Source organism: Litorisediminivivens sp. KMU-197 (assembly GCF_056858395.1).
The window spans coordinates 81,758-103,631 of record NZ_JBXEQG010000007.1 but is presented as its reverse complement, the minus strand read 5'-3'; the positions used below and the strand labels follow the sequence as shown (position 1 = coordinate 103,631).

At 59.8% G+C, this 21,874-nt stretch carries 22 protein-coding genes and 1 pseudogene; 10 read left to right on the top strand and 13 right to left on the bottom strand.

The window, feature by feature from the left end; translation table 11 throughout:
- Window positions 1–29: 29 nt before the first annotated feature.
- The 5 genes from hsdR to AC04PT_RS15210 all read right to left on the bottom strand — a co-directional run bounded on the left by hsdR (window position 30) and on the right by AC04PT_RS15210 (window position 6,092).
- On the bottom strand, window positions 30–2,369 hold the full coding sequence (gene hsdR, locus AC04PT_RS15230; RefSeq protein ID WP_482874575.1) for an EcoAI/FtnUII family type I restriction enzme subunit R: 2,340 nt from the start codon (window positions 2,367–2,369) through the stop codon (window positions 30–32).
- A gap of 21 nt (window positions 2,370–2,390) precedes the next feature.
- On the bottom strand, window positions 2,391–3,212 hold the full coding sequence (locus tag AC04PT_RS15225) for a DUF294 nucleotidyltransferase-like/CBS domain-containing protein (RefSeq protein WP_482874574.1): 822 nt from the start codon (window positions 3,210–3,212) through the stop codon (window positions 2,391–2,393).
- A complete protein-coding gene (locus AC04PT_RS15220) occupies window positions 3,209–4,327 on the bottom strand; it encodes a restriction endonuclease subunit S (protein ID WP_482874573.1) in 1,119 nt (372 codons plus the stop codon). The genes AC04PT_RS15225 and AC04PT_RS15220 overlap by 4 nt, the downstream gene beginning before the upstream one ends.
- A complete protein-coding gene (locus tag AC04PT_RS15215) occupies window positions 4,324–5,772 on the bottom strand; it encodes a class I SAM-dependent DNA methyltransferase (RefSeq protein ID WP_482874572.1) in 1,449 nt (482 codons plus the stop codon). The genes AC04PT_RS15220 and AC04PT_RS15215 overlap by 4 nt, the downstream gene beginning before the upstream one ends.
- Window positions 5,773–5,921: 149 nt before the next feature.
- Complete coding sequence (locus tag AC04PT_RS15210) at window positions 5,922–6,092, bottom strand: hypothetical protein (RefSeq protein ID WP_482874571.1); 171 nt, start codon at window positions 6,090–6,092, stop codon at window positions 5,922–5,924.
- Between AC04PT_RS15210 and AC04PT_RS15205 the strand changes: the two genes are divergently transcribed.
- The 5 genes from AC04PT_RS15205 (at window position 6,093) to AC04PT_RS15185 (ending at window position 8,879) form a co-directional block, all read left to right on the top strand.
- Window positions 6,093–6,470 (top strand): hypothetical protein, encoded by a 378-nt coding sequence (locus AC04PT_RS15205; protein WP_482874570.1) that lies wholly within the window; start codon window positions 6,093–6,095, stop codon window positions 6,468–6,470. It begins immediately after the preceding gene.
- Between the two features lie 74 nt (window positions 6,471–6,544).
- Entirely contained in the window at window positions 6,545–6,961 is a 417-nt protein-coding gene (locus AC04PT_RS15200) for a hypothetical protein (RefSeq protein WP_482874569.1), read from the top strand.
- Window positions 6,962–7,437: 476 nt separating this feature from the next.
- On the top strand, window positions 7,438–7,593 hold the full coding sequence (locus AC04PT_RS15195; RefSeq protein ID WP_482874568.1) for an excisionase family DNA-binding protein: 156 nt from the start codon (window positions 7,438–7,440) through the stop codon (window positions 7,591–7,593).
- A gap of 78 nt (window positions 7,594–7,671) precedes the next feature.
- Window positions 7,672–7,836, top strand: coding sequence for a helix-turn-helix domain-containing protein (locus tag AC04PT_RS15190; protein ID WP_482874567.1), 165 nt, complete (start codon window positions 7,672–7,674; stop codon window positions 7,834–7,836).
- The gene (locus AC04PT_RS15185; protein WP_482874566.1) at window positions 7,827–8,879 is read left to right on the top strand and encodes a tyrosine-type recombinase/integrase; all 1,053 of its coding nucleotides are present in this window, start codon (window positions 7,827–7,829) and stop codon (window positions 8,877–8,879) included. The genes AC04PT_RS15190 and AC04PT_RS15185 overlap by 10 nt, the downstream gene beginning before the upstream one ends.
- Window positions 8,880–9,772: 893 nt before the next feature.
- Here AC04PT_RS15185 and AC04PT_RS15180 read toward each other — a convergent pair.
- Window positions 9,773–10,678, bottom strand: a complete 906-nt coding sequence (locus tag AC04PT_RS15180) for a LysR family transcriptional regulator (RefSeq protein ID WP_482874565.1) — start codon at window positions 10,676–10,678, stop codon at window positions 9,773–9,775.
- A 148-nt stretch (window positions 10,679–10,826) separates the two neighbouring features.
- On the opposite strand from AC04PT_RS15180, the gene AC04PT_RS15175 reads away from it, so the two are divergent.
- The 3 genes from AC04PT_RS15175 to AC04PT_RS15165 are packed head-to-tail and all read left to right on the top strand — an operon-like array spanning window position 10,827 to window position 14,490.
- Entirely contained in the window at window positions 10,827–11,792 is a 966-nt protein-coding gene (locus AC04PT_RS15175; RefSeq protein WP_482874564.1) for an LLM class oxidoreductase, read from the top strand.
- Between the two features lie 10 nt (window positions 11,793–11,802).
- Window positions 11,803–12,591 carry an SDR family NAD(P)-dependent oxidoreductase gene (locus tag AC04PT_RS15170; RefSeq protein ID WP_482874563.1) on the top strand — a complete coding sequence of 263 codons (789 nt, stop codon included), beginning with the start codon at window positions 11,803–11,805 and terminating at the stop codon, window positions 12,589–12,591.
- A gap of 60 nt (window positions 12,592–12,651) precedes the next feature.
- A complete protein-coding gene (locus AC04PT_RS15165; protein ID WP_482874562.1) occupies window positions 12,652–14,490 on the top strand; it encodes a sigma-54-dependent Fis family transcriptional regulator in 1,839 nt (612 codons plus the stop codon).
- An 8-nt stretch (window positions 14,491–14,498) separates the two neighbouring features.
- Here the strand turns inward: AC04PT_RS15165 and AC04PT_RS15160 are convergent, their stop codons facing one another.
- From AC04PT_RS15160 to AC04PT_RS15135, 6 genes are all read right to left on the bottom strand, one after another.
- On the bottom strand, window positions 14,499–14,858 hold the full coding sequence (locus AC04PT_RS15160) for a putative quinol monooxygenase (RefSeq protein WP_482874561.1): 360 nt from the start codon (window positions 14,856–14,858) through the stop codon (window positions 14,499–14,501).
- Between the two features lie 49 nt (window positions 14,859–14,907).
- Window positions 14,908–15,600, bottom strand: coding sequence for a lipoyl protein ligase domain-containing protein (locus tag AC04PT_RS15155; protein ID WP_482874560.1), 693 nt, complete (start codon window positions 15,598–15,600; stop codon window positions 14,908–14,910).
- 2 nt (window positions 15,601–15,602) lie between these two features.
- The gene (locus tag AC04PT_RS15150) at window positions 15,603–16,283 is read right to left on the bottom strand and encodes a 2-oxo acid dehydrogenase subunit E2 (RefSeq protein WP_482874559.1); all 681 of its coding nucleotides are present in this window, start codon (window positions 16,281–16,283) and stop codon (window positions 15,603–15,605) included.
- Window positions 16,280–16,513, bottom strand: coding sequence for a lipoyl domain-containing protein (locus tag AC04PT_RS15145; protein WP_482874558.1), 234 nt, complete (start codon window positions 16,511–16,513; stop codon window positions 16,280–16,282). Before AC04PT_RS15145 ends, AC04PT_RS15150 begins: the two co-directional genes overlap by 4 nt.
- A 76-nt stretch (window positions 16,514–16,589) precedes the next feature.
- On the bottom strand, window positions 16,590–17,609 hold the full coding sequence (locus tag AC04PT_RS15140) for an alpha-ketoacid dehydrogenase subunit beta (protein ID WP_482874557.1): 1,020 nt from the start codon (window positions 17,607–17,609) through the stop codon (window positions 16,590–16,592).
- A gap of 14 nt (window positions 17,610–17,623) precedes the next feature.
- Complete coding sequence (locus AC04PT_RS15135) at window positions 17,624–18,613, bottom strand: thiamine pyrophosphate-dependent dehydrogenase E1 component subunit alpha (RefSeq protein ID WP_482874556.1); 990 nt, start codon at window positions 18,611–18,613, stop codon at window positions 17,624–17,626.
- A 286-nt stretch (window positions 18,614–18,899) separates the two neighbouring features.
- Here AC04PT_RS15135 and AC04PT_RS15130 point away from each other — a divergent pair, with 286 nt between their 5' ends.
- Window positions 18,900–19,886: a zinc-dependent alcohol dehydrogenase family protein gene (locus AC04PT_RS15130; RefSeq protein WP_482874555.1), complete on the top strand. Its 987-nt coding sequence runs from the start codon at window positions 18,900–18,902 to the stop codon at window positions 19,884–19,886.
- A 52-nt stretch (window positions 19,887–19,938) separates the two neighbouring features.
- Window positions 19,939–20,526 (top strand): annotated as a pseudogene (locus AC04PT_RS15125) (alpha-hydroxy acid oxidase).
- A 5-nt stretch (window positions 20,527–20,531) separates the two neighbouring features.
- Here AC04PT_RS15125 and AC04PT_RS15120 read toward each other — a convergent pair.
- Window positions 20,532–21,818: a glycerate kinase type-2 family protein gene (locus AC04PT_RS15120; RefSeq protein ID WP_482874554.1), complete on the bottom strand. Its 1,287-nt coding sequence runs from the start codon at window positions 21,816–21,818 to the stop codon at window positions 20,532–20,534.
- Window positions 21,819–21,874: the final 56 nt, after the last annotated feature.

Sequence of the window (21,874 nt, the reverse complement as noted above, 5' to 3'; positions counted from 1 at the left end):
AAACGCATTTGGCCGGTGGTGAATTTGGTTTAGCTGAATAGGTGCTTTTGTATCGAAATGAAGGCCTGCCGGATTTCTGGAATGGAGCCCAAGACCTGCTTGGCGTCGTTCGTGCCGCCGTATTTCACTTTGAGAAAATCACCAATCTTGGCGGGGGACAGCTCTTCGACGCCATGTGTCTCATAAGACTGAAGAACATAGTCCAAAAAGCGGCGCATCTCGTCTTCCTGGCCTTGCAACCCATTCGAACGAGCCATGTCGGCACGATCGGTGCGGGCTAATGGCGGTAGTGTGAAACGAACATAAGCAAGCACATCGAAGATATCGCTATTGGGCGCATCGATCAGGCGCTTCATTTCGTCGAGTTTCTCTGAGTCATACCCGAGATCTCCAAGCTGCTGAAGCAAACGAATGCGTGTGTCTGGATCGCTCCAGACCTTTCTAAGCTCATCTTCGCTTGTCACCAGAGATGACAGGTCTCCAAAGAGCTGCGCCATAAACTCTTGGGCCGAAATCGGCTTCCCGTCGTGGGACCAATATGTGGTCGCCGCAATAAACTGGATAGTTCGATCCTTTCCATCGGCGAGTTTTATCACGATCTTTTCGGCTGGCGGTGGTTCCGGTTCCCCGCCTCCAGGCCCTACCGGTGGGTCCGGCGGTGTCGGCTTTGGCCCATCAGGCCCAGGCCGTGGATCGTCGGGTGGCAGCGGCTCACCGTCCCATTCCGGGTCGTTGAAATGCTCATATGCCTTCACGAAGTCATAGACGGTGAAGTAATCCTTCCCGTCGAAAGTTCGCGTGCCGCGGCCCACAATCTGCTTGAACTCGATCATCGACTTTACGGGGCGCATCAAGACGATATTGCGAACATTGCGAGCGTCTACACCTGTCGAAAGCTTCTGCGATGTCGTCAGGATCGTTGGAACCGACTTCTCATTGTCCTGAAATTCACGGAGGTGTTGTTCGCCGAGGTCGCCGTCCTCCGCCGTCACCCGCTCGCAGTAATGCGGATCGTCGCTTTCCTTGATTTGATTGATGTAGTCGCGAACAGCCGCTGCGTGCAGCTGGGTCGCGCAAAACACCAGCGTTTTCTGCCGCTGATCGATCTGATCCATGAATTCGTGGATGCGACTCTGTTCGCGCTCGGGAATGACGATCTTGGTATTGAAATCGGCCTCTGTGTATTCGTGATCCGGATCGACATCCCCTTTCACCACGTCATCCGTAGGATCATACACATAGGTATCGATCGTGCTGGCCATCTGGCGCACCTTGAAGGGCGTTAGGAAGCCATCCTCAATCCCTTCTTTCAGGGCATAGGTGTAAACGGGCTCGCCGAAATAGGAATAGGTGTCCGCATTGTGCTTGCGTTTGGGCGTTGCGGTCAGGCCAAGCTGAACAGCCGGGGAAAAATACTCCAGAATACCGCGCCAGTTGCTTTCGTCCTTTGCCCCACCTCGGTGGCATTCATCAATGATGATGAAGTCGAAAAAATCTGGTTCGTAGTCGTAGTAATTCGCCTCTCCCTCACCATCTTTTCCTTCGGTCATGAACGTCTGGAAGATGGTAAAAAAGACGCTCGCGTTCTTGGGCATTTTTCCTTTTTTCCGAATCTCATCCGGAGAAATTCGTGACAATGCATCGGACGGGAACGCGGAAAAAGAGTTGTAGGCCTGATCCGCCAGAATGTTCCGATCTGCCAGGAACAAGATGCGCGGGCGGCGTGTGGGCTCGTAAGACAGGTTCCATCTTGCCTCAAACAGCTTCCAAGCAATTTGGAACGCGATCGAGGTTTTGCCGGTGCCGGTCGCCAGCGTCAGAAGCAGGCGGTCTTTCTTTTCGGCGATTGCCTCAAGGGCTGCGTTGACGGCGCGGGCTTGGTAATACCGCGGCTCCCACTTGCCGCCCCCTGTTTCGAACGGCACAGCTGCGAACCGGTCGCGCCATGGGTCTTCTGTGGGAAAGCAGCGGGTCCACAGATCATCCGGTGTCGGGAACGGTTCAATGTCCCGCTCTGCACCGGTGTGCATGTCGATTTCATACCAACCAATACCGTTGGTCGAATAGGCGAAACGGGCGCTGGTGCGTTCTGCATAGTCCTTGGCCTGTCCAACTCCGCTGGTGTGGCCCTTGCCGGCCTTCTTGGCCTCAACCACGCCCAGCACGTGGCCATTGACGCGCAGAACATAATCAGCGGGCTTGGGGGCTTTACGCTTGCCACCTGCCAGAATGCGGCCGGGCCAGAGCATCTCTTCACGGCTGACCTTGGCTCCCGCCGCAGCATTTAGGCCCTCCCAACCAGCTTTGAGCAGTTCAGGGTCAATGCGTGTTGCGCGGGTGTCGGCTTCGGTCTCGTTGTGAATGCTCAAATGCGATCTCGTTTTTATCTCTTACTCGTTCAATTGCCCCAACAGCGTGGTCTTGATCTCCAGAATATCCCGAACCACTTCGCAGATCTTCCGAGCTTGCTCCGGCGACTGCGCGTAACTGTTTGCGTGCGCAAGATCATCTCTAAGTTGTTGGATATTCTTGAAACAATCAATGGCCTTCCGTTTGCTCGTATCAAGAAAGCCGCCGCTGCAAACGAGAGTTGCCTTGTCCGCAAGCTGAGTGAATGCGATTTCACTTACAAAGCTGTCATTCTTCTTGGCGGTCTCGACGGCCTCTTTGACCTTGGATTGCCGCCCCTCGGAAAGCTGCTCCATCCACCCTTCAGGCGCGCTCCAATGCTTAGAAATCCGTGCGGCCATGACGATTTCGAGGCTCGTGACCAGCGTAAACAACGCTGCACGGACGGGCAGTTGTTGCAGGTCTGACAGACTGACCAATCCTGATACCTCGCCGCCAGAAACGACCAGCCGGATGGGGCGTTCGTCTGCTGTGCGGATGAAGTCGTAGATGCTGGCATTCGAGCCGATCACGAGCCGTTCGGAGAATGGCTCAAAACGAACGCCAACTGGCCCGCTTGGCGGGGTGCGCTCGAACCACTCTTCAGCGTGAAACAGGCCGACAATGTCCTCGGCGTCGTTCACCACAGGAAGATAGCTGAAATAGTCGATGTTTCCGCCAACGACGTCAGCAATCACATCATCAGGTCTGCAGGTCATCAGGTTGCGGCGCGGGGCCATGATCATCGCGACGGTCAGGCTGCTTTGGACTTGATGCAAAACGTCCAGAGAAACGTTGTTTCCAGCAGCCCAAGAGCCTGTCACGTCAGCTCTCCGGCAAAAGCATTCTGGAGAAGGGATTGGCGGAGGTCACTGAGATCGTCCAGTTTTTGGGTGTATTCGTCGGCTGCGGCTATGGTCAAATCAGTTATTTTGCTCGCCCGATCCACAAAGCTTTTCCGTGTTGTTTCTTCTGGGAACGGTATTGGGATTTTTCCCAGCGATTTCTGGTTCAGCTTCGGTTGCGCCATCCCGCTCACAAACGGCTCAAGCGAGATCGAATTCAGATAAAGTCGGACATATTCCTGATCCTCGAAACTTGGGAAGCGGAGAACATGGGCATGGTTGTTCACCCACGTCTTCCCAGAAATGGAAAAAGCGATGGGATATGTGCGGGCCAAAAGATTGGCACCATCTTCGGAAACCAAAAGCAAATCTTCGTCAAAGAGAAAATCCTCAACGTGATCGACCACGCCAGAAGCTCCATAGTATGGGATGCTTCCAGGCTTCCGCTTCCCCTTTGTGATTGGAACTCTGATGCGATCCAAGTTTTCGGAAATTTCAGGAAGTGTTTTTTCTTCGGCTTCGTGTCCAATCTTTCTGAATTCAACTTTCGCCCAGCTCTCAAACAACTCACGTGCGTTTTTGAGGTTGGTTTCGGCGTGGATGCGGGCGCGGTCGAGGGCGGCGAAGGCCTCGTCCAAAACCGCAACAATCCGTTTCTGTTCTTCCAGTGGGGGGAGTGGGATAGAGCGGGCTTCCATCGAACCTTTCGAAACATGGATCATCGTAGCGCCAGCGCCTTGTTCTTTTTTGATGAGTTCCTTGTCCCACTCGAAGAAGTAAAACAGGTAGTCGCGCGTCACATGGCTGACATCGGGCTCAATTTTCCAAATGTGGTAGTGATAAATCGTTTTCTCACCATGCCAAATTCGCGGCCCAAAGGACGCTGACCACGCGTAGAGAAGATCGCCATCATCGCAGTATTTGTCGGGAGCAAGTTCCAGATCCGAGAAATACCAATGCTGGCTTGTAAAAAAATTGCCGACACGAAGGACGCGATAAGGGCCTTCGCTCAATAGCTCGTTCTTCTTATATGCACGCCCATTGATTAGACGGCAGACCTCTTTCAATGGCCGAGCTTCCCACCCCGCCTTCACAGCAGCCCCCGAATGTTCTGCAGGATATCAGCAGTCTCGGCATCACGAGCCAACATGTCCTCGATGATCTCTTCGGGGCTGCGCAGGGCCTCGGCTTCGGGCGCGTTGGGGTTCTTGACCGACATATCCAGCGTTTCGGCGTCCAAATCGGCCACTGGCACGATCCAGCTTTGCGGGCCGTCAGCGCGAGTGGCTTGCAGCGCGACAAACTCTTTCAGGTCATCATCGTTCAGCGGGTTGGTTTTGCCCAGGCTGCGCCCCGGATCAAGCTGGTAATACCAGACATCGCGGGTCTTGGTGCCTTTCTCAAAGAACAGCACCACAGTTTTCACGCCAGCGCCCTGAAACGTGCCACCGGGGCAATCCAGCACCGTGTGCAGGTTGCAGTTCGCCAACAGCTCGCGCCGCAGCTCGACACTGGCGTTGTCAGTGTTGGACAGGAAGGTGTTCTTGATCACCACCGCGCCGCGGCCGCCTGCCTTTAGCTTGCGGATAAAATGCTGCAGGAACAGGTAAGCCGTTTCGCCAGATTTGATCGGGAAGTTCTGCTGCACTTCCTTACGCTCACCGCCGCCGAAGGGCGGGTTGGCAAGGATCACGTCGTGGCGGTCCTTTTCCTGAATATCCATCACGTTTTCATTGAGCGTGTTGGTGTGGATGATGTTGGGCGTGTCGATGCCGTGCAGGATCATGTTCATGATCCCAATGACATAGGCGAGCGACTTCTTCTCTTGGCCATAGAAGGTGCGCCGCTGCAGGGTGCCATAGTCGTCGGCAGAGATGTCGGGCCTCATCAGGTAGGTGAAGGCCTCGCACAGGAAGCCTGCCGAACCGGCGGCGCCGTCATAGATGGTTTCGCCGATCTTTGGATCGATCACTTTGATCATCGCGCGGATGAGCGGGCGCGGCGTGTAGTATTCGCCGCCGTTGCGGCCCGCGTTGCCCATCTTTTTGATGCGCGTCTCGTAGAGATCGGACAGCTCGTGTTTCTGCGCTTGGGTGTTGAAGGACAAGTTGTCAGCAATTTCGAGCACGTCACGCAGGACATAGCCTGAGCGGAACTTGTTGATGATCTCGGAAAAAATCTCGCCGATCTTGTATTCCAACGAGTCGGCGTCGGTTGCCGACAGGTGAAAACCCTTGAGATATGGGAACAGCTTGGCGTTGACGAACTCGATCAGGTCATCGCCGGTCATGGCCGCATTGCGGTCAATCTGGCCGTTCTTCTTGGGTGCGGCCCAAGCCTGCCAGCGATACTCGGGCAGTAGGATCGGGGCGTAGTCCTTGCCTTCAAGTTCAGCCTCGTCTTGGCGGGTTTGCTCAAGATCGTCGAGGTATTTGAGGAAGAGGATCCAAGAGGTTTGCTCGGCATAGTCGAGCTCGGACGCCAAACCCTGCTCGTTCCTCATTTCTTTATCGATGTTGTTGAATGCGTTTTCGAACATGCTCGGCCCACCCTATTTTTTCTTAGGTATAGCCATGCTGCGTATGCGTAACAACAAGGGACTGACCTTGAGAAGGTCGGCACTTGCGAAAGGTAGGGTAGACAAAAAAAGTTTGTGTCGCGCTTTGGTTTTCCCTGTTTTGGGGCCATTTAATCGAAGGCCCACAAAAGGAAAAACAAAGCGCGCACAGAAAAGACAACCAGAATTACGAAGTGCGGGATCGCAGCCCCGTGAACACCAACCAGCGCAATCGGAATGAAGGAATCCGTCGCTCTTGAGCCATTGGCAATCCCGTTGATGGCCGCTGCAAGGAGATCCATATGTTGGATTTTACTCAAGACACCCTGAAGGACCTGAGGGACTTCGTGAGGGACCATTCTGAAGCACTTCAGAACGCTTCACTTTTGCTCGGAGGCCAAACCTGGCTAAAGCGCATGCAAGCATTCATCAGTGACGTCATGGACACGACAATCCTGACGCGTCGACTGGATAGCGAGATGCAATCGCTGACCGGTCTTCTTTCGCTGGAGAACTTTCACGACGAGGGTCGAATTGAGGCTGAGTGCTTCTTCGATTTGGATCCTGCGTCGCCAGTCATAGGTGATGTCTGCCTGCTCGCAGAAGCGATGCAAGAACAACTTCGTCGCCTCAACGATCTGGGGCTGGACTATGGCCCGCGGCTTAAGTTCGCTGCCTGAGCATTTCGGCCACCTTCTCAAAAGTGGGCTGGTGGTCGGTTCCTCCGAAATCAAAAAAGCGAAATGGAATAAACATGCATAAATCGGTGCAAGATGATCTCGAACATATGGTCCTGTCTTCAATCAGGAAGGGTCGATGGTTGGCCGAAGACTGGCTAAATGTGGGTCTTCACGTTTCTCAGCCACTGAAACGACTTTTGCCTCAGACACTGGACAGGTTGAAGGCCGGTGAACCGATGGCCATCAACGACGAGAGCGCCCTGAGCCTCATGAGCGAGGCTATCCGAAAGGCTTTAAATGACCTTCATCCCAAATATGGTGATGTTGTCATGCGGGAAAAGGTATCTGAACCTGTTTTTCTCTCTCATCACATAGAAAGCCTTCGCCAGCTTGCCGAGCGCTGGAAGGCCTACCAAAAGGCGCGATGTGACGTGCAGGACAGCATCTCTGCCGTCACGCAGGCCAGCTGGTTGTTGCGACGAGCAAGTTAGGCGCCCAGTGCAGTCTTCGCCGAATATTTGGGGGAGCGACCTGCTTCCCCAGAACGACCGGCGAGCGCAAACGGCATTCGAACATTCAACGGATATCTCATTGGTTCATGCCATAAACAGATGGCATTTCTAAAGGCTTGTTCAGGTCGGAAAAACTTAGAGGCCGTCGTTTGGATTCCTGAAAAATCGCCTAATTACAATGCAGAAGTTAATTGGGGCGGCAGGTCATTGAGAGGCCCCGACGACATAAAGCGTATCGGCTTGGACGCAGGTTTTTGAAAAATAGTCGAGTAAATTCTTGGGGTTACAAGATTTACTGATGTTTATGCTTTGTTTTTGGTTTGTTTAGCCAATGTTCTTGCCGCCAAGCGGATCGGCCAACCCAATACAGCCGACTCAACCCGCTCTGGTCTTGAAGCAATCGCTGTGATTGCACCGAGAAACTGTGCTCGACCACACAGAAAGAAGGGAAGACGATGAGAAAAGTCTACACCCCAGACGAGCTTTCCAAGCGATGGGAAGTTTCAATCCCGACAATCAGAGAAATGATCAATGACGGGCGCCTTCAAGCGTTTCGAATTGGGCGCCTAATGCGAGTCCCGGAATGCGAGGTAATGGACCTCGAAAGCTGATCCTAAAACATAAAATCGGGGTTGCTCCTTCGGCATCGAAATTGGTGGGAAGCAGCACCCCCAAAAAATGGGACCACAATGGAAAAATCATTCTCTGCAGATCAGCTGGCTGAACGCTGGTCATGCTCTGCAAATACGGTTCGGAATATGGTGTCACGAGGCGAGCTTGAGGCTTACCGCGTTGGCGAAAAACTTATCCGAATTTCAGCTGAAGCCATAAGGAAATATGAAGAGTGCAAGTAACACCAATTGAAATCGGTAAACTCAACGGGCGCTATGTCGTCTTTTGGAGAGAAAAAGACAAAAAGGGTAAGTGGAAGCGTAGACGGTTTCGGTTGAAGGCAACAACCAAAGCTGAAGCGTGGGCGGAAGGGCAGCGCACATACGAGTCGCAGCTCGCTCTCAAGGGTGACGAATTGACCTTAGAGGACATTTGGGACCGTTATGTTTCAGATTTGGAGGGAAGGAAGACAGCCCGAGATCTGATTGATGTCTGGAAACATATTGGCCCTGAGCTTGGCGCTTATCATCCTCTTCAGATTGATGATGATCTCGTCAAAAAATACCTCAAGAAAAGGACGGCCAATTTCAAACGAAAGCACAACCGGGAACCTTCGAAAACTACATTATTCCAAGATGTTAATCTGCTCCAATGTGCTCTCAATCATGCATACAAGAAGAATATTATCACGAAGCCGGTAGGCCTGAAAAAACCTCCGAGACCTGACCGTCGCAAGCGTTATTTGGAGGCGGACGAAATCGAGAGGCTTCTGGAGGCATGTCGCCCAGCACCTCATATTTACGTCGCGGTGGCCCTAATGGTTTCAACTGGGGGGCGCGTTGGCGCGGTTCTGGAACTAACTTGGGATCGCATTGATTTTGAGAAGAGGACTGTTGATCTAAAGGTAACAGACGTTCCGCACGTCAAAAACCGAGCTTTTGTTCCAATGAATGACGGTCTCTATAGAATTTTGACCGATTGGAAAAAGGAATGCGATTCCGACTATGTAGTGGAGTATAATGGGGGGGGTGTAACGACCATAACCAAAGCGTTTAACAAAGCTGCTGATGCCGCTAAAATCAATCCTCCAGGATTGGAAAAAATTACGCCACATAGTCTTCGTCACACTGCGGCGGTGCACATGGTTTCCGGCGGATGTGCCATGGAACGAGTTTCTCAATATATGGGGCACTCAAGTATTGCCACGACAGAACGTCACTATGCACGATTTGCTCCCAAGCATCTCCAAGCTGAAGCGGATACGCTGGACTTCTTCAATAAGTAACGAACTATCAGTGTGTTATAGAGAGGCGGGCATTTTTCCCGCCTCTTTGTATTTGTATAGTTTGATCTCAGGTTCAGTGGACCTAAGACTATGTTTGAAGTCGTGCTACATGAGCCAACCGTGTAGGAAACTAACCCGATTGCGCCAAATTACCCTATGTTCGGTATATGCCGCCTAATTTGTAATCAGTAGGTCCGCGGTTCGAGTCCGTGTGGGGGCACCAATCCAATGATAAAATTGCATTATTTACAGCATGTTGATTGCGATATTGGATCTTCTGCCCACCCGGGAAACCACCTAATGTGGCTTTGTATTGTGGCCATCTGGGATCACCTGTCGGAAATGAGCTTAAAACTCTGCGGCTCCAGCGATCTCGCGTTTAAAGGGACTGATGCTGCAACCGCCGCCATCGCCGAAGACGGGCTAAGGCAGATCGCGTCTCTCTCTCTATCGGATCGAGGCCGACATTCGTGAACAGAACCCCGAGGCTCGGCTCGCTGCCAGGCAGGAGCGATCCTTTTGCCGACTTTGAATACTGACCGACCGAACACCGCGCCGTTTGTCAACGCGGGCCGAGGCCCGCAGGACGCCCGCCGTCACGCAGCGGCCGGCCTCGAAAAGCCTTCGGGAAAGCGGCCGTTCGCTGCAGAAGCGAACCTGCCATGTGCCTCGATAAAAGCCGACATTCGCCCGCTTCCCGCTCAATCGGAAGGACGGCCAGTACGCGGAAGCACAATGCATGTGCAAAACGAACTGAGCGCGAAGTCGAGTATCGACGTTTCCCGCCCTGCGCCACGTTTCACCATTGTAAGAATGGCGGTAGCTTAACCTGGTGTTCAACAGGACGGCCTGCAGGCGATAGCGGAATGACCGGAGAGCACTGGCGCGGCCCGTCATTCGCTCCAGTCGGACCGATTGCCCAGGTGTTCGATCAGGAAGTCCATGAAGATCCGCGTCTTGGGGGTGAGCACGTTGGAGCGCGGGTAGACCAGCCAGAGCACCGACCGGTCATTCAGCTTCCACCCCGGCAGCACACGGACGAGTCGGCCTGAGCCGAAGTCCTTGGCGACGCTCCAGAGCGAGTTCACAGACAGGCCGGCCCCCGCGGCCGTTGCCTCGCGCTGCGCATCACCGTCATCGAGGATGGCCCGGCAGGTCATCATTGCGGGGTCGAGCACGGCTGTTTCACCGGTCGGGGAGATCAGCTCTTTCGGGTCGGAATTGCTCCAGGCAACCAGACGATGACCTGACAACTCCGAAGGCGTGGCCGGCGTGCCGTGGGCCTCGAGGTAGGCGGGCGATGCACACAGGACACGGGTGTCGTCGGCAAGCTTGCGCCCCTTCAGGCTGCTGTCGGTCAGCGGCGCGCTGCGCAGGGCGAGGTCGAAGCTGCCTTCGATGGCGTCGAACCGCGTGTCCGACAGGCGCAGGTCGAGGGTCAGGTCGGGATAGAGCGCGTGGAACGCCGGCAGCAGCGGCATGATGTGCAGCTGGGCGAAACTGCTCGGCGCGGCGAACCGCAGGGTGCCTTTCGGGCCGGCGTCGCTGCCACCGAGGGCGGCCTTTGCGGCATCCGCCTGCGCGAGGATCTCACGCGCGTAGGGCAGGAAATCCGAGCCTTCGAGCGATAATGATACCTTGCGCGTCGTGCGGCGCAGAAGCTCGACCCCGAGCTCCTGTTCCAGCTTGGCAAGGCGTGCGCTGGCGACTGCAGGAGCAAGCCCGAGTTCGCGCCCGGCGGCGGAAATGTTGAGCAACTCCGCCGCCCGGACGAAGAAGCGCAGATTGTCGATGTCCATGCCGATTATATCCTGATTGCGAATATTGAATTCCGATACCTGCCGGTATTCCTGAATTTCACAATAGTTAGACTGAGTGCAACAGGAATACGATCCGCGAAAAGGTCTGAACGGCGTTTGAGCCAATCGGGCCGAGAGGAGGCCACAGATGTTTGACACGGAAGCCAGGACGTTCCCGCGCCTCAACCGCGCGTACAACGAGGTCTTTCAACCGGGACGGTTGAGCATCGGCCTCGTGGTGCCGCTGGAAAGCTACCCGGGCAGCGCGGTGCCCGACATGACGGGCCATCTCGAACGCGCCCGTTTGGCGGACCAATTGGGGCTCTCGGCGCTTTGGCTGCGCGATGTGCCGTTCAACGTGCCGTCCTTCGGCGATGTCGGGCAGATCTTCGATCCCTTCGTCTACCTTGGCGCGCTGGCGGCCTCGACCCGCGACATCGCACTTGGTGTGGCCAGCATTGTGCTTCCCTTGCGCCACCCGGCGCATGTGGCCAAGGCGGCGGCTTCGGCCGACGTGCTTTCGGGCGGGCGGCTGCTCCTGGGCGTGGCCTCGGGCGACCGGCCCGACGAGTACCCGGCGCTGGACATGGGGTTCGAGGACCGGGGCGCGCGGTTCCGCGACAGCGTCGATTACATACGCGCAATGGCCGACGACCATCCCCGGCGCGAGACCGCGCAAGGCAGGCTCTCCGGTGGGATCGACATGCTGCCCAAGCCTGTGGGCGGGCAATTGCCGCTGCTGATCACCGGCGGCAGTCAGCAATCGCCTGATTGGGTCGCCCAGAATGGCGATGGCTGGATGACCTATCCGCGCGACGCGGGCTCTCAGGGCCGCGTGGTGGCCGAGTATCGTCGCCGGATCAGCGAAGCGGGTCTGCCGGACAAGCCGGTGATGCAATCGCTCTACGTCGACCTTGTTGACCAGGCGGATGCCGCCCCCAGTCCCATCCACCTCGGCTTCAGGTCGGGCACGGATTTCCTGCGGCGCTATCTTTCGGAGGTGCGCGACCTTGGCATCAACCACGTCGCGCTGAACCTGCGGTTCAACGGGGCAGAGATCGAACCCACTCTGCAAAAGCTGGCAGCCGAGATTCTGCCCGAGTTCACCAGTTAGGAAGAGTATCATGAGCAAGACCATCCTCATCACCGGCGCAACCGACGGTATCGGCCTGCTGACGGCGCAGACGCTTGCCAACGAGGGCCACGAGGTGCTGCTCCACGGGCGCAGCGCCGACAAGCTGGCAGATGCGGCGAGGCAGGTGGGCGGCGATCCGGAGACCTATCGCGCCGACCTCTCACGGCTCGACAGGGTCGAGGCAATGGCGCAAAAGATCATCGCCCGCCATGACCGGCTCGACGTCTTGATCAACAACGCGGGCGTTCTGAAGACGCCGCAGACCCGCGCGCCGGAGGGGCAGGATGTGCGCTTCGTCGTCAACACCATCGCGCCCTATGTGCTGACCCAGCGGCTGCTGCCGATCATCCCGGCGACGGGCCGCGTAGTGAACCTTTCCTCGGCGGCGCAGGCGCCCGTGGACGTGGACGCCCTGCGTGGCCAACACGGCCTCGATGACATGGGGGCCTATGCCCAAAGCAAGCTGGCGATCACGATCTGGACGCAGGAGATGGCCGGGGCGCATCCGGACGGGCCCGCGTTCATCGCGGTGAACCCGGGCTCTTTGCTGGCCTCGAAGATGGTCAAGGAAGGCTTCGGCGTCGCGGGCAACGATCTGGCCATCGGGGCCGACATCCTGCGCCGCGCCGCGCTGTCGGATGAGTTCGCGCAAGCCTCGGGCCGCTATTTCGACAATGACAGCGGCGCTTTCGCCCAGCCCAACCCCGCCGCGCGCGACAAGGGGCACGTGGCTGGCGTCATGGCCGCGATCCGCGAGCTTGCGGGCGAAGGCCGGTAACGAGGAGGAACACTATGCCAGCAACGCGAGGCATGCCGTAATTTCGCAAGCGGAGGAGACATGACCAAAGGCCCCCCAAACGTCAGGGACAAGGATGACATCGCGGCATCATGGGACCGCTGCGAGCACCAGCACAAGCTGGTGAGAGAGTCCGCGCGGCCGATCATGCGTTTGCAAAGCTCGGAGGTCGCGCCGCGCCTCGAACAGATCGTCGAACGCACCGGCGGGCGGCAGGGGTTCTTTCGTCAGATCGCCTCGGTCGGATGGAACGTCAGCCGATGCCTTGTCGTCACCGATGCTGACGGCGTGCTGGTTCGGCTGGAGGCCGCGGAGAACGGAAACGGCACGCAGGACTGGAACGGGATCGCGCTTGGGTCTTGCTGGGACGAACGGATCGCCGGGACCAACGGCGTTTCGATGGCGCTGCTGACCAAGCGCGCCGTCACGGTCAGCGGCGCCGAGCATTTCTATTCGAGGCTGCGTGGCTTTGCCTGTACCGGCGCGCCGATATTTGACGCCGACGGGGCACTTGTAGGGTCCGTCAACCTTGTCACGGCTGACCACGGCAAGCGCACCGATCACCTCTTTGCCCAGCAGTTTCTGGAGACGGCGACGCACCGTATTCAGCAGCGCCTGTTCGAGCAGCGCTTCGCGGACGAGATGTTGGTATCGGTGTCCGCGGCCCCGCAGGGCCGTCTGCTGTCCGAGGACGGGTTGATCGCGGTCGACGAGGCCGGGATCATCCTCGGGGCGACGCAGGCGGTCGAACGGCTCTTGGGCGACGGAGCGCCGCGCAGGCTCAAAGGTCAGGCGTTCGAGGCGGTCTTCGACATGCAAAGCCAGGCGCTTGCCAAGGTGCCCGACCGTGTCCTGTCGATGCAGATGAAGAAAGGCCCGGTGACGACAGGGTTGGCGATCAACCTCTCGGCGCGTTTGCTCGGCAAGGCCAAGCCTGTGCACCCCGTCACTGCACTCCCGCAAAAGCCGGTGCGCCAACGGCGATTGACGCCGTCGCTTCGGCAATTGGCAACGGGCAGCAAATCCATGGCCGCGATCTGCGCGCAGGCCGACATGATCTTTCACGCCAACACTCCGTTCCTGATCGAGGGCGAGACCGGCACAGGCAAGTCCGCACTGGTCGCGGCGCTGGTGGGCGAGGCCCAGGTCCTCAAGGTCGACTGCGCCTCGATGGCGGGCTCGCAAGCTGATAGCGAGACGTTGCGCGCGGTGCTGGGTCAAGCGCGCGTCGCGGCCATGATGCCGGACACCCCCACGACCGTGGTGTTCGACAATATCGACGAAATGCCGGCCAAGGTGCAGGCCGAGTTGCGCAGGCTGATGGACGAGCTTGAGGCCGACCGCGCTGCGGGGGCCGGTCACCCGCGCATCGTGTCGCTCAGCCGGCACCCCCTGGACCAAGCAGTCGCCGAGGGGCGGTTTCGCGATGATCTCTATTACATGATCGGCGCCACAAGGGTTTCCCTGCCGCCCCTGAGAGACCGCGAGCAGCCCAAGGTCTTGGCGCAGGTTCTGGCGACCAGGATCGCCGGACGGCAGATCGACCTCAGCGACAAGGCCGTCGAGTTGATCCGGTCGCACCCCTTTCCCGGCAACGTGCGCGAGTTGCGCGGCGCGCTGGAACGGGCGCTGATGACCGCGGCTGGCACGCGCCTCACCGCGGTTGATCTTCTGGCGACGTCCATCGGTTCCCGCGGTGCAGTTTCGAAAGCTTTACCCACCGCATCGGTGCCGAGGCTGGCCTGTGACGAGCGCACGTTGGTCCTTGATGCGCTGACCTCCAGCGGATGGAACGTCAGCGAGGCCGCCCGCCGCCTGGGCATGGGCCGCGCGACGATCAATCGCAAGATCAAGCGTCACGGGCTGGTGCGGCCCGGCTGACCCCGCTGTCAGAACCGGTTGAACCCGGCCCTTTGCGAGATGTAGAGTGGCGATAGCCCTTCTAGCACACCGCGGATGTAGGAGGTGGCGTTGGCCGACACGATGGCCTCGCAACTTTCGGACAATTCAAAGAAACGCCCCCCATAATTCTCGGCAAAGTTCTTCACGTGCAGATCGCCGTTTTCTGGGTCCGCGTACCGTTCGAGGATATGCCAGGTGCCCTCGTCAGTCTGATACCATTCGTAGACCAGTGTGCCGGGCTCCTGCCGGGCCTGTTCGACCAATTCGGCCATCAGCGCTTCGAACCCGGCGGCGTTTGACGTCGGCACGCCGACGGTCAGGTGAATGTGGATCGTGTCGTTCTGCATGAGGGTCTCCCTTTTGGTGAATGCCGTCTTCCTCCGAACGGCGGTGGTGTTATTCAGTTATGTGCACGCTCAGCGCCGCGATGGCCGCCGTGGCGCTTGCGGCAAGGCTCAGGGCGACCTTGGGTGTGTCTGCTGCGCCGGGGCCGAAGGCCTCGGCCAATGTCGTATGGGCCTGCGTAGACACCGGCGGCAGGCCGAGGTCCTTGTGAAAGGCGTTGACCGCCTCAGCGCCGGGGCCGACATCGCCGTCCACCAGGATCAGCGCGTGGGCCAGAACACGCCGCGCGCCATTGCCCAAGGGACGGATGCGTTGTGCGGTCCCGACAATCTTCTGGCCGCGCACGGACAGGTTCCATGCGCCGTCGCAAAAGCTGTCCGGGGTCGCGCCAGCGGTCAGTTCCGCCCCACGCGGCGACTTGGCGACGCGAATGACGTCGGTGATCAGGCGGTAGCCTGCTTCGATGCTGAACTCCCGCCCGGCGGTAAAGGACAGAGCGATATTCAACACCCCGCCGCCCTGCGGCACCGCGCCGCCGCCCGTGGGCCGTTGATGCACCGGCCAGCCGCGCTTGGCGGACTGCGCGGCGGCCTCGGCAAAGCCCGGTTTGCGGCGAAAGGATGCGGGGCAGACAAGCGCCGGATCATGCGCCATCCACAGCCGCACAAGGGCCTCCCCGGCGGCAAAGGCATCGGCCTCAAGCGCCAGCCCCTCGCCCACGTCGGTTACCCGGTGCAGCGCCATGTTTACACCTGCATCTCTTCGATCTCGGTGCAGATCGCGGTCAGCAGATCGCCCGCCGGAGCGCCATCGAGCGCCCGGTGATCGAAGGTCAGGGACAAGCCGACATGGGGGCGCAGCTCGATCCCACCATCCGCGCCGCGCACCGCCCGGTCGGTCATCCGGCCGATGCCGAGGATGCAGATCTGTGGCGCGTTGATGATCGGGGTGAAGTGCTCCACCCGCGTCAGGCCGAGGTTGCTGACGGTAAAGGTGCCGCCGGTCATCTCGGTCACGCTGAGCTTGTTGACCTTGGCCCGGGCCGCGAGGTCCCGCCGGGCGGCACGCAACTGGGTCACATCCATTGCCTCCGCGCCAAAGATCGCCGGGGCAACCAGCAGATTGCCGGGCAAGGCGATGGCGACGGAAAGATCGATGGACGGCGTGAGCTTCACCTCGCGCCCCTCGACCCGGCCATTTGCGTCCGGCGTCTTTTTCAGCGCGCGCACCACCGCCAGCATCAGCAGATCCTCGACCGAGACCTTGGTTCCCGCCTCGCCCAGCCGCGCCTTTTCGGCCATCAGCGCCGTCGCATCCGCGCTGCCGTGATGGGTGAGTTGCGCGGCGGTCTGAAGGCTTTCGACCATGCGGTCGGCGATCATGCCGCGCACGCCCTTCAGGGGCACCACTTTTGCCGCGCTGGTCATTCGACCGATCCGATCACAGCGCCCTTGGCGACGACGGCATCGGCCTCTTCCTTGATCGTCAGCGTGCCCGAGGCGGGCGCATGGATCTCGTATTGCACCTTGGCGGTCATGATCTCGGCGACCAGCGCGCCCTCCTCGACGCCTGCGCCGTCATCGACGAGCCAGGACGTGATGACGCATTCTTCGTCCTCTTCCCAAAGGTCCGACGGGATGACGATATCTGTAGCCATTGAAATTCCTCCTCTGTCCGGGGACGCGGCCTTGTATCCCCGGTGGTGTGTGGGTGTCGTGAGTGGTGGTCTCGGGTCAGGCGGCCTTCATGTCGTCCCAGGCGGCGACGATCTTGTCCGGATTGGGCAGGCAGAACTGCTCCATCACCCGGGCATAGGGGATCGGCACATCCGGAAAGGCGACACGTTTCGGGGCGGATTTGAGGACCGAGATGTCATGTTCGATAACCGAGGCGATGATCTCGCCCGAGACGCCGTAGCTCATGTAATCCTCGTCCACCACGATCAACCTGCCGGTCTTGGCAACGCTGGCGCGGATGGTCTCGCGGTCCAGCGGCACGAGGCTGACAAGGTCGACGACCTCGGCGCTGACGCCTTTATCTTCGAGCTTTTTCGCCGCCTTGAGCGCGTTGTGTACACCCATGCCAAGGCTGACGATGGTCACGTCTTTCCCTTCGCGCACGACCTTGGCCTTGCCGATTTCCAGAGTGTAACTTTCCTCGGGCACATGAACCGTCGCCCCGGCCTCGGTTCCAAGCCAACCCATGCCCTGCAAGCCCTTGTGATACATATAGACAACGGGGCTGTCGTCGCGCATTGCGGCTGTCATCAGCCCCTTGGCGTCATAGGCATTCGAGGGCGCAACGACCTTCATCCCGGGCAGATGCGCGAAGGTACCGTAGAGGCATTGCGAATGCTGGCCGCCGTCGGAATAGCCGCCGCCGGTCGAGGTCATTAGCACCATCGGCACCTTAAAGTTGCCGCCGGAGAAGTAAATGTTCTTGGCCATCAGGTTGTAGATCGCGTCGAAGCAGACGCCAAAGAAATCTACGAACATCAGCTCCACCACCGGCCGCATCCCGTCCTGCGCCGCGCCGACGGCAGCACCAATGAAGGCGGTCTCGGAGATCGGCGTGTCGCGGATACGCTCGTTGCCGAATTCGTCCAGCAACCCGCGGGTGTTGCCATAGACGCCGCCAAGGGCCGCGATATCCTCGCCCATCACAAAGACGGATGGGTCGACGCGCATTTCCTGGGCTACGGCTTCGGCCATTGCGCGGGCGATGGTCAGTTTTCTCTCGTTCGATTTGGTCATTGGTATTCCTCCCTTCAGGCCGCGAAGACGCGGGTCAGCGCATCTTCCGGAGCCGGATCCGCGCTTTCGCGGGCAAACGTGATCGCGGCTTCGACACGGGCCTCGGCCTCGGATTCGATGGTGGCGAGGTCTTCCTCGCTGGCGACGCCGTCCTTGAGAAGCCGCGCGCGCATGGCGGGGATCGGGTCCTTCTTGAACAGCCCGTCCTTTTCACCCTCGGGACGGTAGCCCTCGGCGTCGCCCATGAAGTGCCCGGCGAGGCGGTAGGTCTCGACCTCGATCAGCGAGGGGCCTTCGCCTCGGCGCGCCCGGTCAATGGCCTCGCCCGCGGCCTCGTAGATCGCGAATGGATCATTGCCCTCGACCCGCGTGCCAGGGATGCCATAGGCGGCGGCGCGGTCGGCGTTGTTGGCCACGGCGCTGGAGGCTTCCTTGGCGACCGAAATGCCCCAGGCGTTGTCCTCGATCACGCAGACGAAGGGCAGTTTCCAGACCGCGGCGAGGTTCATCGCCTCGTGCCAGCCGCCCTGGTTGACCGCGCCTTCGCCGACAAAGGCCACCGCCACGCCCGGCTTGCCCTGCATCTTGCGGCTCAACGCGGCGCCCACTGCCGGGCCCATGCCCTGGGCGATGATGCCGGAACAGGCAAAGTTCACATCCGCATCGAACAGGTGCATATGCCCGCCGCGCCCGCCCGATAGGCCAGAAGCCTTGCCGAAGATCTCGGCGGCCATCTTGTCGAGGTCGACGCCCTTGGCGATGGCCTGGTGATGGGGGCGGTGGGTGGCCGTGACCACATCCTCGGGAGTCAGGTGCGCGCAGACCCCCACCGCCACCGGCTCCTGCCCGTCGGACAGGTGCATCTCGCCGGGGATCGGCCCGTTAGCCATATTGAACGCCGGCGTTTTCCCTTCGAAATAAATCTTCGCAATGGTCTCTTCGAACCTGCGGCTCGTGACCATGTTGCGATACATCCAATGTTGTTCGTCGCGTGTTGGTGACATGACTTCCTCCCATGAACGCGGCGGCGTCGCCGCTTGAAACACTGGTGGGAGTTTTGGCGCTGACCGATTTTCGAGCAACGGTTCAGCGGCGGGAGGGGTCGCGGAAGGCGTAATGTGTCTCAGGGTGAGACACTTCGGGACAGGTCGGGACAGTCAGACGTGCTGAAACCGGGCCGTGGCCAGATTATATCCAAAACCGGAAAACTCAAATAAGAACAGCGCGGATTATCTCCGGCAATTTGGCAGGCTATCTCGGGTCAAACGCAATCTTCAGCGGGAGAATCCAATGAAAACCATGACCCTGACCGAATACGGCCCCGAAGCCTCCTTCGTGCAAAGCGACACGCCGCGTCCCGAGATCAAGCCCGGACATGTCGTTGTCCGCGTGAAGGCGACCAGCATCAATACCATCGACACGATGATCAAGGATCTTGGTCAGGACCTGCCGCTGTCTCCCGCGTTGCCCGCCGTGCTGGGCATGGACTTCGCCGGGGTGGTGGAAGAGATCGGCGACGGCGTCACAGGCTACGCCGTGGGCGATGAGGTCTATGGCTGCGCAGGCGGTCTGGCCGATATCCGCGGCGCGCTGGCGGAATACATGCTGGCCGACGTGCGGCTGATCGCCCACAAGCCCAAGTCGCTGACCATGCGCGAGGCCGCGGGTCTGCCCTTGGTGGGGATCACCGCCTGGGAAGGGCTGCAACGTGCGGGTGTAAGCGCGGGACAGAAGGTCCTCGTGCAGGGCGGCGCAGGTGGCGTCGGCCATGTCGCCGTGCAACTCGCGCGGCACCTGGGCGCTGAGGTCTCTTCGACCGGCACCGGTGACGGGCAGATGGCGGCAATCGAAAAGCTCGGCGCCAAGCCGATCGACTTCATGGCCGAAAAGGTCGAAGACTACGTGGCCTCGCACACCGGCGGCACCGGGTTCGATGTGGTGTTCGACTCGGTCGGCGGCGCAAACCTGACCAATTCCTTCGCGGCAGCTGCGCTCAATGCCCAGGTCGTCACCACGGTCGCACTGCTGGACCTCGACCTGACCCCGGCGCATTTCAAGGGCCTGTCGCTGCACATCGTCTTTATGCTTTTGCCGATGCTGTATGACGTGCGGCGCGAGGCTCACGGTACGATTCTGACGGACCTTGCCAAACTGGTTGACGCCGGAGCGGTCAAGCCGCTGCTGGATGAGCCGAAGTTTGCCCTGCCGGATGTCGGCGAAGCCTATGCGCGACTGAAAGGCGGCAAGGCAATCGGCAAGGTGGTCGTGGAGGTCTGATCAATCGAGGCGCTTAAGCATGCTGGTCAGCCCCTGATCAACTTCTCCACCAATCCCGCGCTGGGCCTGGGACGTCGCCACCGGCCCTGCCGTGAGCTTCGGCAACGTGGTGGGCCATGCCAGGAGCGTCGAAGACCTCGCCAGCCTGCTGACCTGGGCAGCCGAGATGGTCGACCCGGCGCTCGACTGGGTTGACGTGGACTGGATCCGTCGCGAATGGGGCGGGCCGGTGATCCTCAAGGGGATCATGGATGTCGAGGACGCGAAAATCGCCGCGGACATGGGCATCGAGACCATCGTGGTGTCGAACCATGGCCGGCGGCAGCTGGACGGCGCCGGGAGTTCGATTTCCTAGCTGCCCAGGATCGCGGATGCGGTGGGCGACCGGGTGGAACTGATGCTGGATTCCGGAGTGCGCACCGGCATGGACATCTTTTGCGCCCGCGCCATGGGCGCGTCGGGCGTGCTCTTGGGCCGGGCCATGATCTATGCGCGTGGCGCCATGGGGCAGCCGGGTATCGAGCGGCTGCTGGAAATCCTGCAGAAGGAATTCCGCACGACGATGGGGCTCGCAGGCAAGACCCGGGTTGACGATATCACCCGCGATGATGTTTCTCTTGCCGAGAACGGTCTGAGATAGCCGCCTCAACCGGGTGGGATGATCAGAAATGCGCGGAAGTCGTTCACGTTGGTCAGTGTCGGGCCGGTCACGATCTGATCGCCCAGGCCGTGAAAGAAGCTGTGGGCGTCATTGCACTCCAGCGCGCGTTTCGGATCGAGGCCGCCAATTCGGGCACGGTTCAAAGTCTCGGGTCCGGCATAGGCACCAGCCACTTCTGCCGCGCCGTCGACGCCGTCGGTGTCGCAGGCCAGGACGTGAATTCCCGGCTGGCCGTTCAGCTCCAGCGCAGCCGCCAGCACGAACTCGGCGTTCGGTCCGCCGATGCCATCGCCGCGCCGTGTCACGGTGCATTCGCCGCCCGAGAGCAGCAGGACCGGGGCGCCCCCTGCGGCAAGCGTTTTCCGGATCGACATCGCCATTTCGGCCTGCGTCGCGGCAACATCGCGCGCTTCGCCTTCCAGCGCGTCGCCAAGCACCTGCACCCGGGCGCCTGCCTCGCCCGCCAGTTCGGCGGCGCGCGCCAGCGATTGCGACGGGGCGGCGGCGATGATGGTTTCGCTTTGCGAAAGGCGGGGATCGTCGGGAGGCACGACGGAAGAGGGTTTGGAGAGCACGTCGCGGACATTCCCGGGCAGGGCGACATTCCACTGCTGCACGATCGCCAGCGCGTCCTGCGCGGTGCTTGCCACGCCGACGGTGGGGCCCGACGCGATATCCCCAGGATTGTCGCCAGGCACGTCGGAGATCAGCAGCGTCCTGAGCGCCGCCGGATGGCAGGCGGCGGCCAGTTGCCCGCCCTTGACGCGGCTCAGGTGCTTGCGCACGACGTTCATCTGGCCGATCGGCGCTCCCGAGGCCAGCAGTGCGCGGTTCACTGCCATTTTGTCGTCGAGCGTCATCCCTTCGCGTGGGGCACAGAGCAGCGCGGAACCGCCACCGGAGATCAGCGCCAGCACCATGTCATCGGGGCCAAGCCCCGACACCAGGTCGAGCAGCCGCCGCGTTGCCGCCTCGCCGGCCGCGTCTGGCACAGGGTGTGCGGCCTCGACGATCTCGATGCCCTGACAAGGCCGGGCATAGCCGTAGCGGGTGATAATGAGGCCCTCGCAGGGGCCGTAATGCGCCTCGGTAGCTTCGGCCATGCGGGCGCTGGCCTTGCCGGCGCCGATGACCACGAGACGGCCCGTGGGTCGGTCCGGAAGATGGTGCGGGATCACTCGCATCGGATCGGCCTGGGACACCGCTGCGGTGAAGAGCGACGTCAGAAAGGCGCGGGGGTCCTGAATTTCGGGAATTGCGACACCTGTCATCGTGCAGTTTCCTCATCGCGGTTTTCCGCACGCCCCGGTGTCATGGCCTCTCCGGG

Excerpts from the sequence above, each read along its gene's own strand:
- AC04PT_RS15200 (WP_482874569.1), top strand. The coding sequence starts at position 6,545 with ATGCATAAATCGGTGCAAGATGATCTCGAACATATGGTCCTGTCTTCA.
- AC04PT_RS15180 (WP_482874565.1), bottom strand. The coding sequence starts at position 10,678 with ATGGACATCGACAATCTGCGCTTCTTCGTCCGGGCGGCGGAGTTGCTC.
- AC04PT_RS15155 (WP_482874560.1), bottom strand. The coding sequence starts at position 15,600 with ATGGCGCTGCACCGGGTAACCGACGTGGGCGAGGGGCTGGCGCTTGAG.
- AC04PT_RS15145 (WP_482874558.1), bottom strand. The coding sequence starts at position 16,513 with ATGGCTACAGATATCGTCATCCCGTCGGACCTTTGGGAAGAGGACGAA.
- AC04PT_RS15210 (WP_482874571.1), bottom strand. The coding sequence starts at position 6,092 with ATGGATCTCCTTGCAGCGGCCATCAACGGGATTGCCAATGGCTCAAGA.
- AC04PT_RS15170 (WP_482874563.1), top strand. The coding sequence starts at position 11,803 with ATGAGCAAGACCATCCTCATCACCGGCGCAACCGACGGTATCGGCCTG.
- AC04PT_RS15190 (WP_482874567.1), top strand. The coding sequence starts at position 7,672 with ATGGAAAAATCATTCTCTGCAGATCAGCTGGCTGAACGCTGGTCATGC.
- AC04PT_RS15160 (WP_482874561.1), bottom strand. The coding sequence starts at position 14,858 with ATGCAGAACGACACGATCCACATTCACCTGACCGTCGGCGTGCCGACG.
- AC04PT_RS15150 (WP_482874559.1), bottom strand. The coding sequence starts at position 16,283 with ATGACCAGCGCGGCAAAAGTGGTGCCCCTGAAGGGCGTGCGCGGCATG.
- AC04PT_RS15195 (WP_482874568.1), top strand. The coding sequence starts at position 7,438 with ATGAGAAAAGTCTACACCCCAGACGAGCTTTCCAAGCGATGGGAAGTT.
- AC04PT_RS15135 (WP_482874556.1), bottom strand. The coding sequence starts at position 18,613 with ATGTCACCAACACGCGACGAACAACATTGGATGTATCGCAACATGGTC.
- AC04PT_RS15175 (WP_482874564.1), top strand. The coding sequence starts at position 10,827 with ATGTTTGACACGGAAGCCAGGACGTTCCCGCGCCTCAACCGCGCGTAC.
- AC04PT_RS15165 (WP_482874562.1), top strand. The coding sequence starts at position 12,652 with ATGACCAAAGGCCCCCCAAACGTCAGGGACAAGGATGACATCGCGGCA.
- AC04PT_RS15140 (WP_482874557.1), bottom strand. The coding sequence starts at position 17,609 with ATGACCAAATCGAACGAGAGAAAACTGACCATCGCCCGCGCAATGGCC.
- AC04PT_RS15130 (WP_482874555.1), top strand. The coding sequence starts at position 18,900 with ATGAAAACCATGACCCTGACCGAATACGGCCCCGAAGCCTCCTTCGTG.
- AC04PT_RS15205 (WP_482874570.1), top strand. The coding sequence starts at position 6,093 with ATGTTGGATTTTACTCAAGACACCCTGAAGGACCTGAGGGACTTCGTG.
- AC04PT_RS15120 (WP_482874554.1), bottom strand. The coding sequence starts at position 21,818 with ATGACAGGTGTCGCAATTCCCGAAATTCAGGACCCCCGCGCCTTTCTG.
- AC04PT_RS15215 (WP_482874572.1), bottom strand. The coding sequence starts at position 5,772 with ATGTTCGAAAACGCATTCAACAACATCGATAAAGAAATGAGGAACGAG.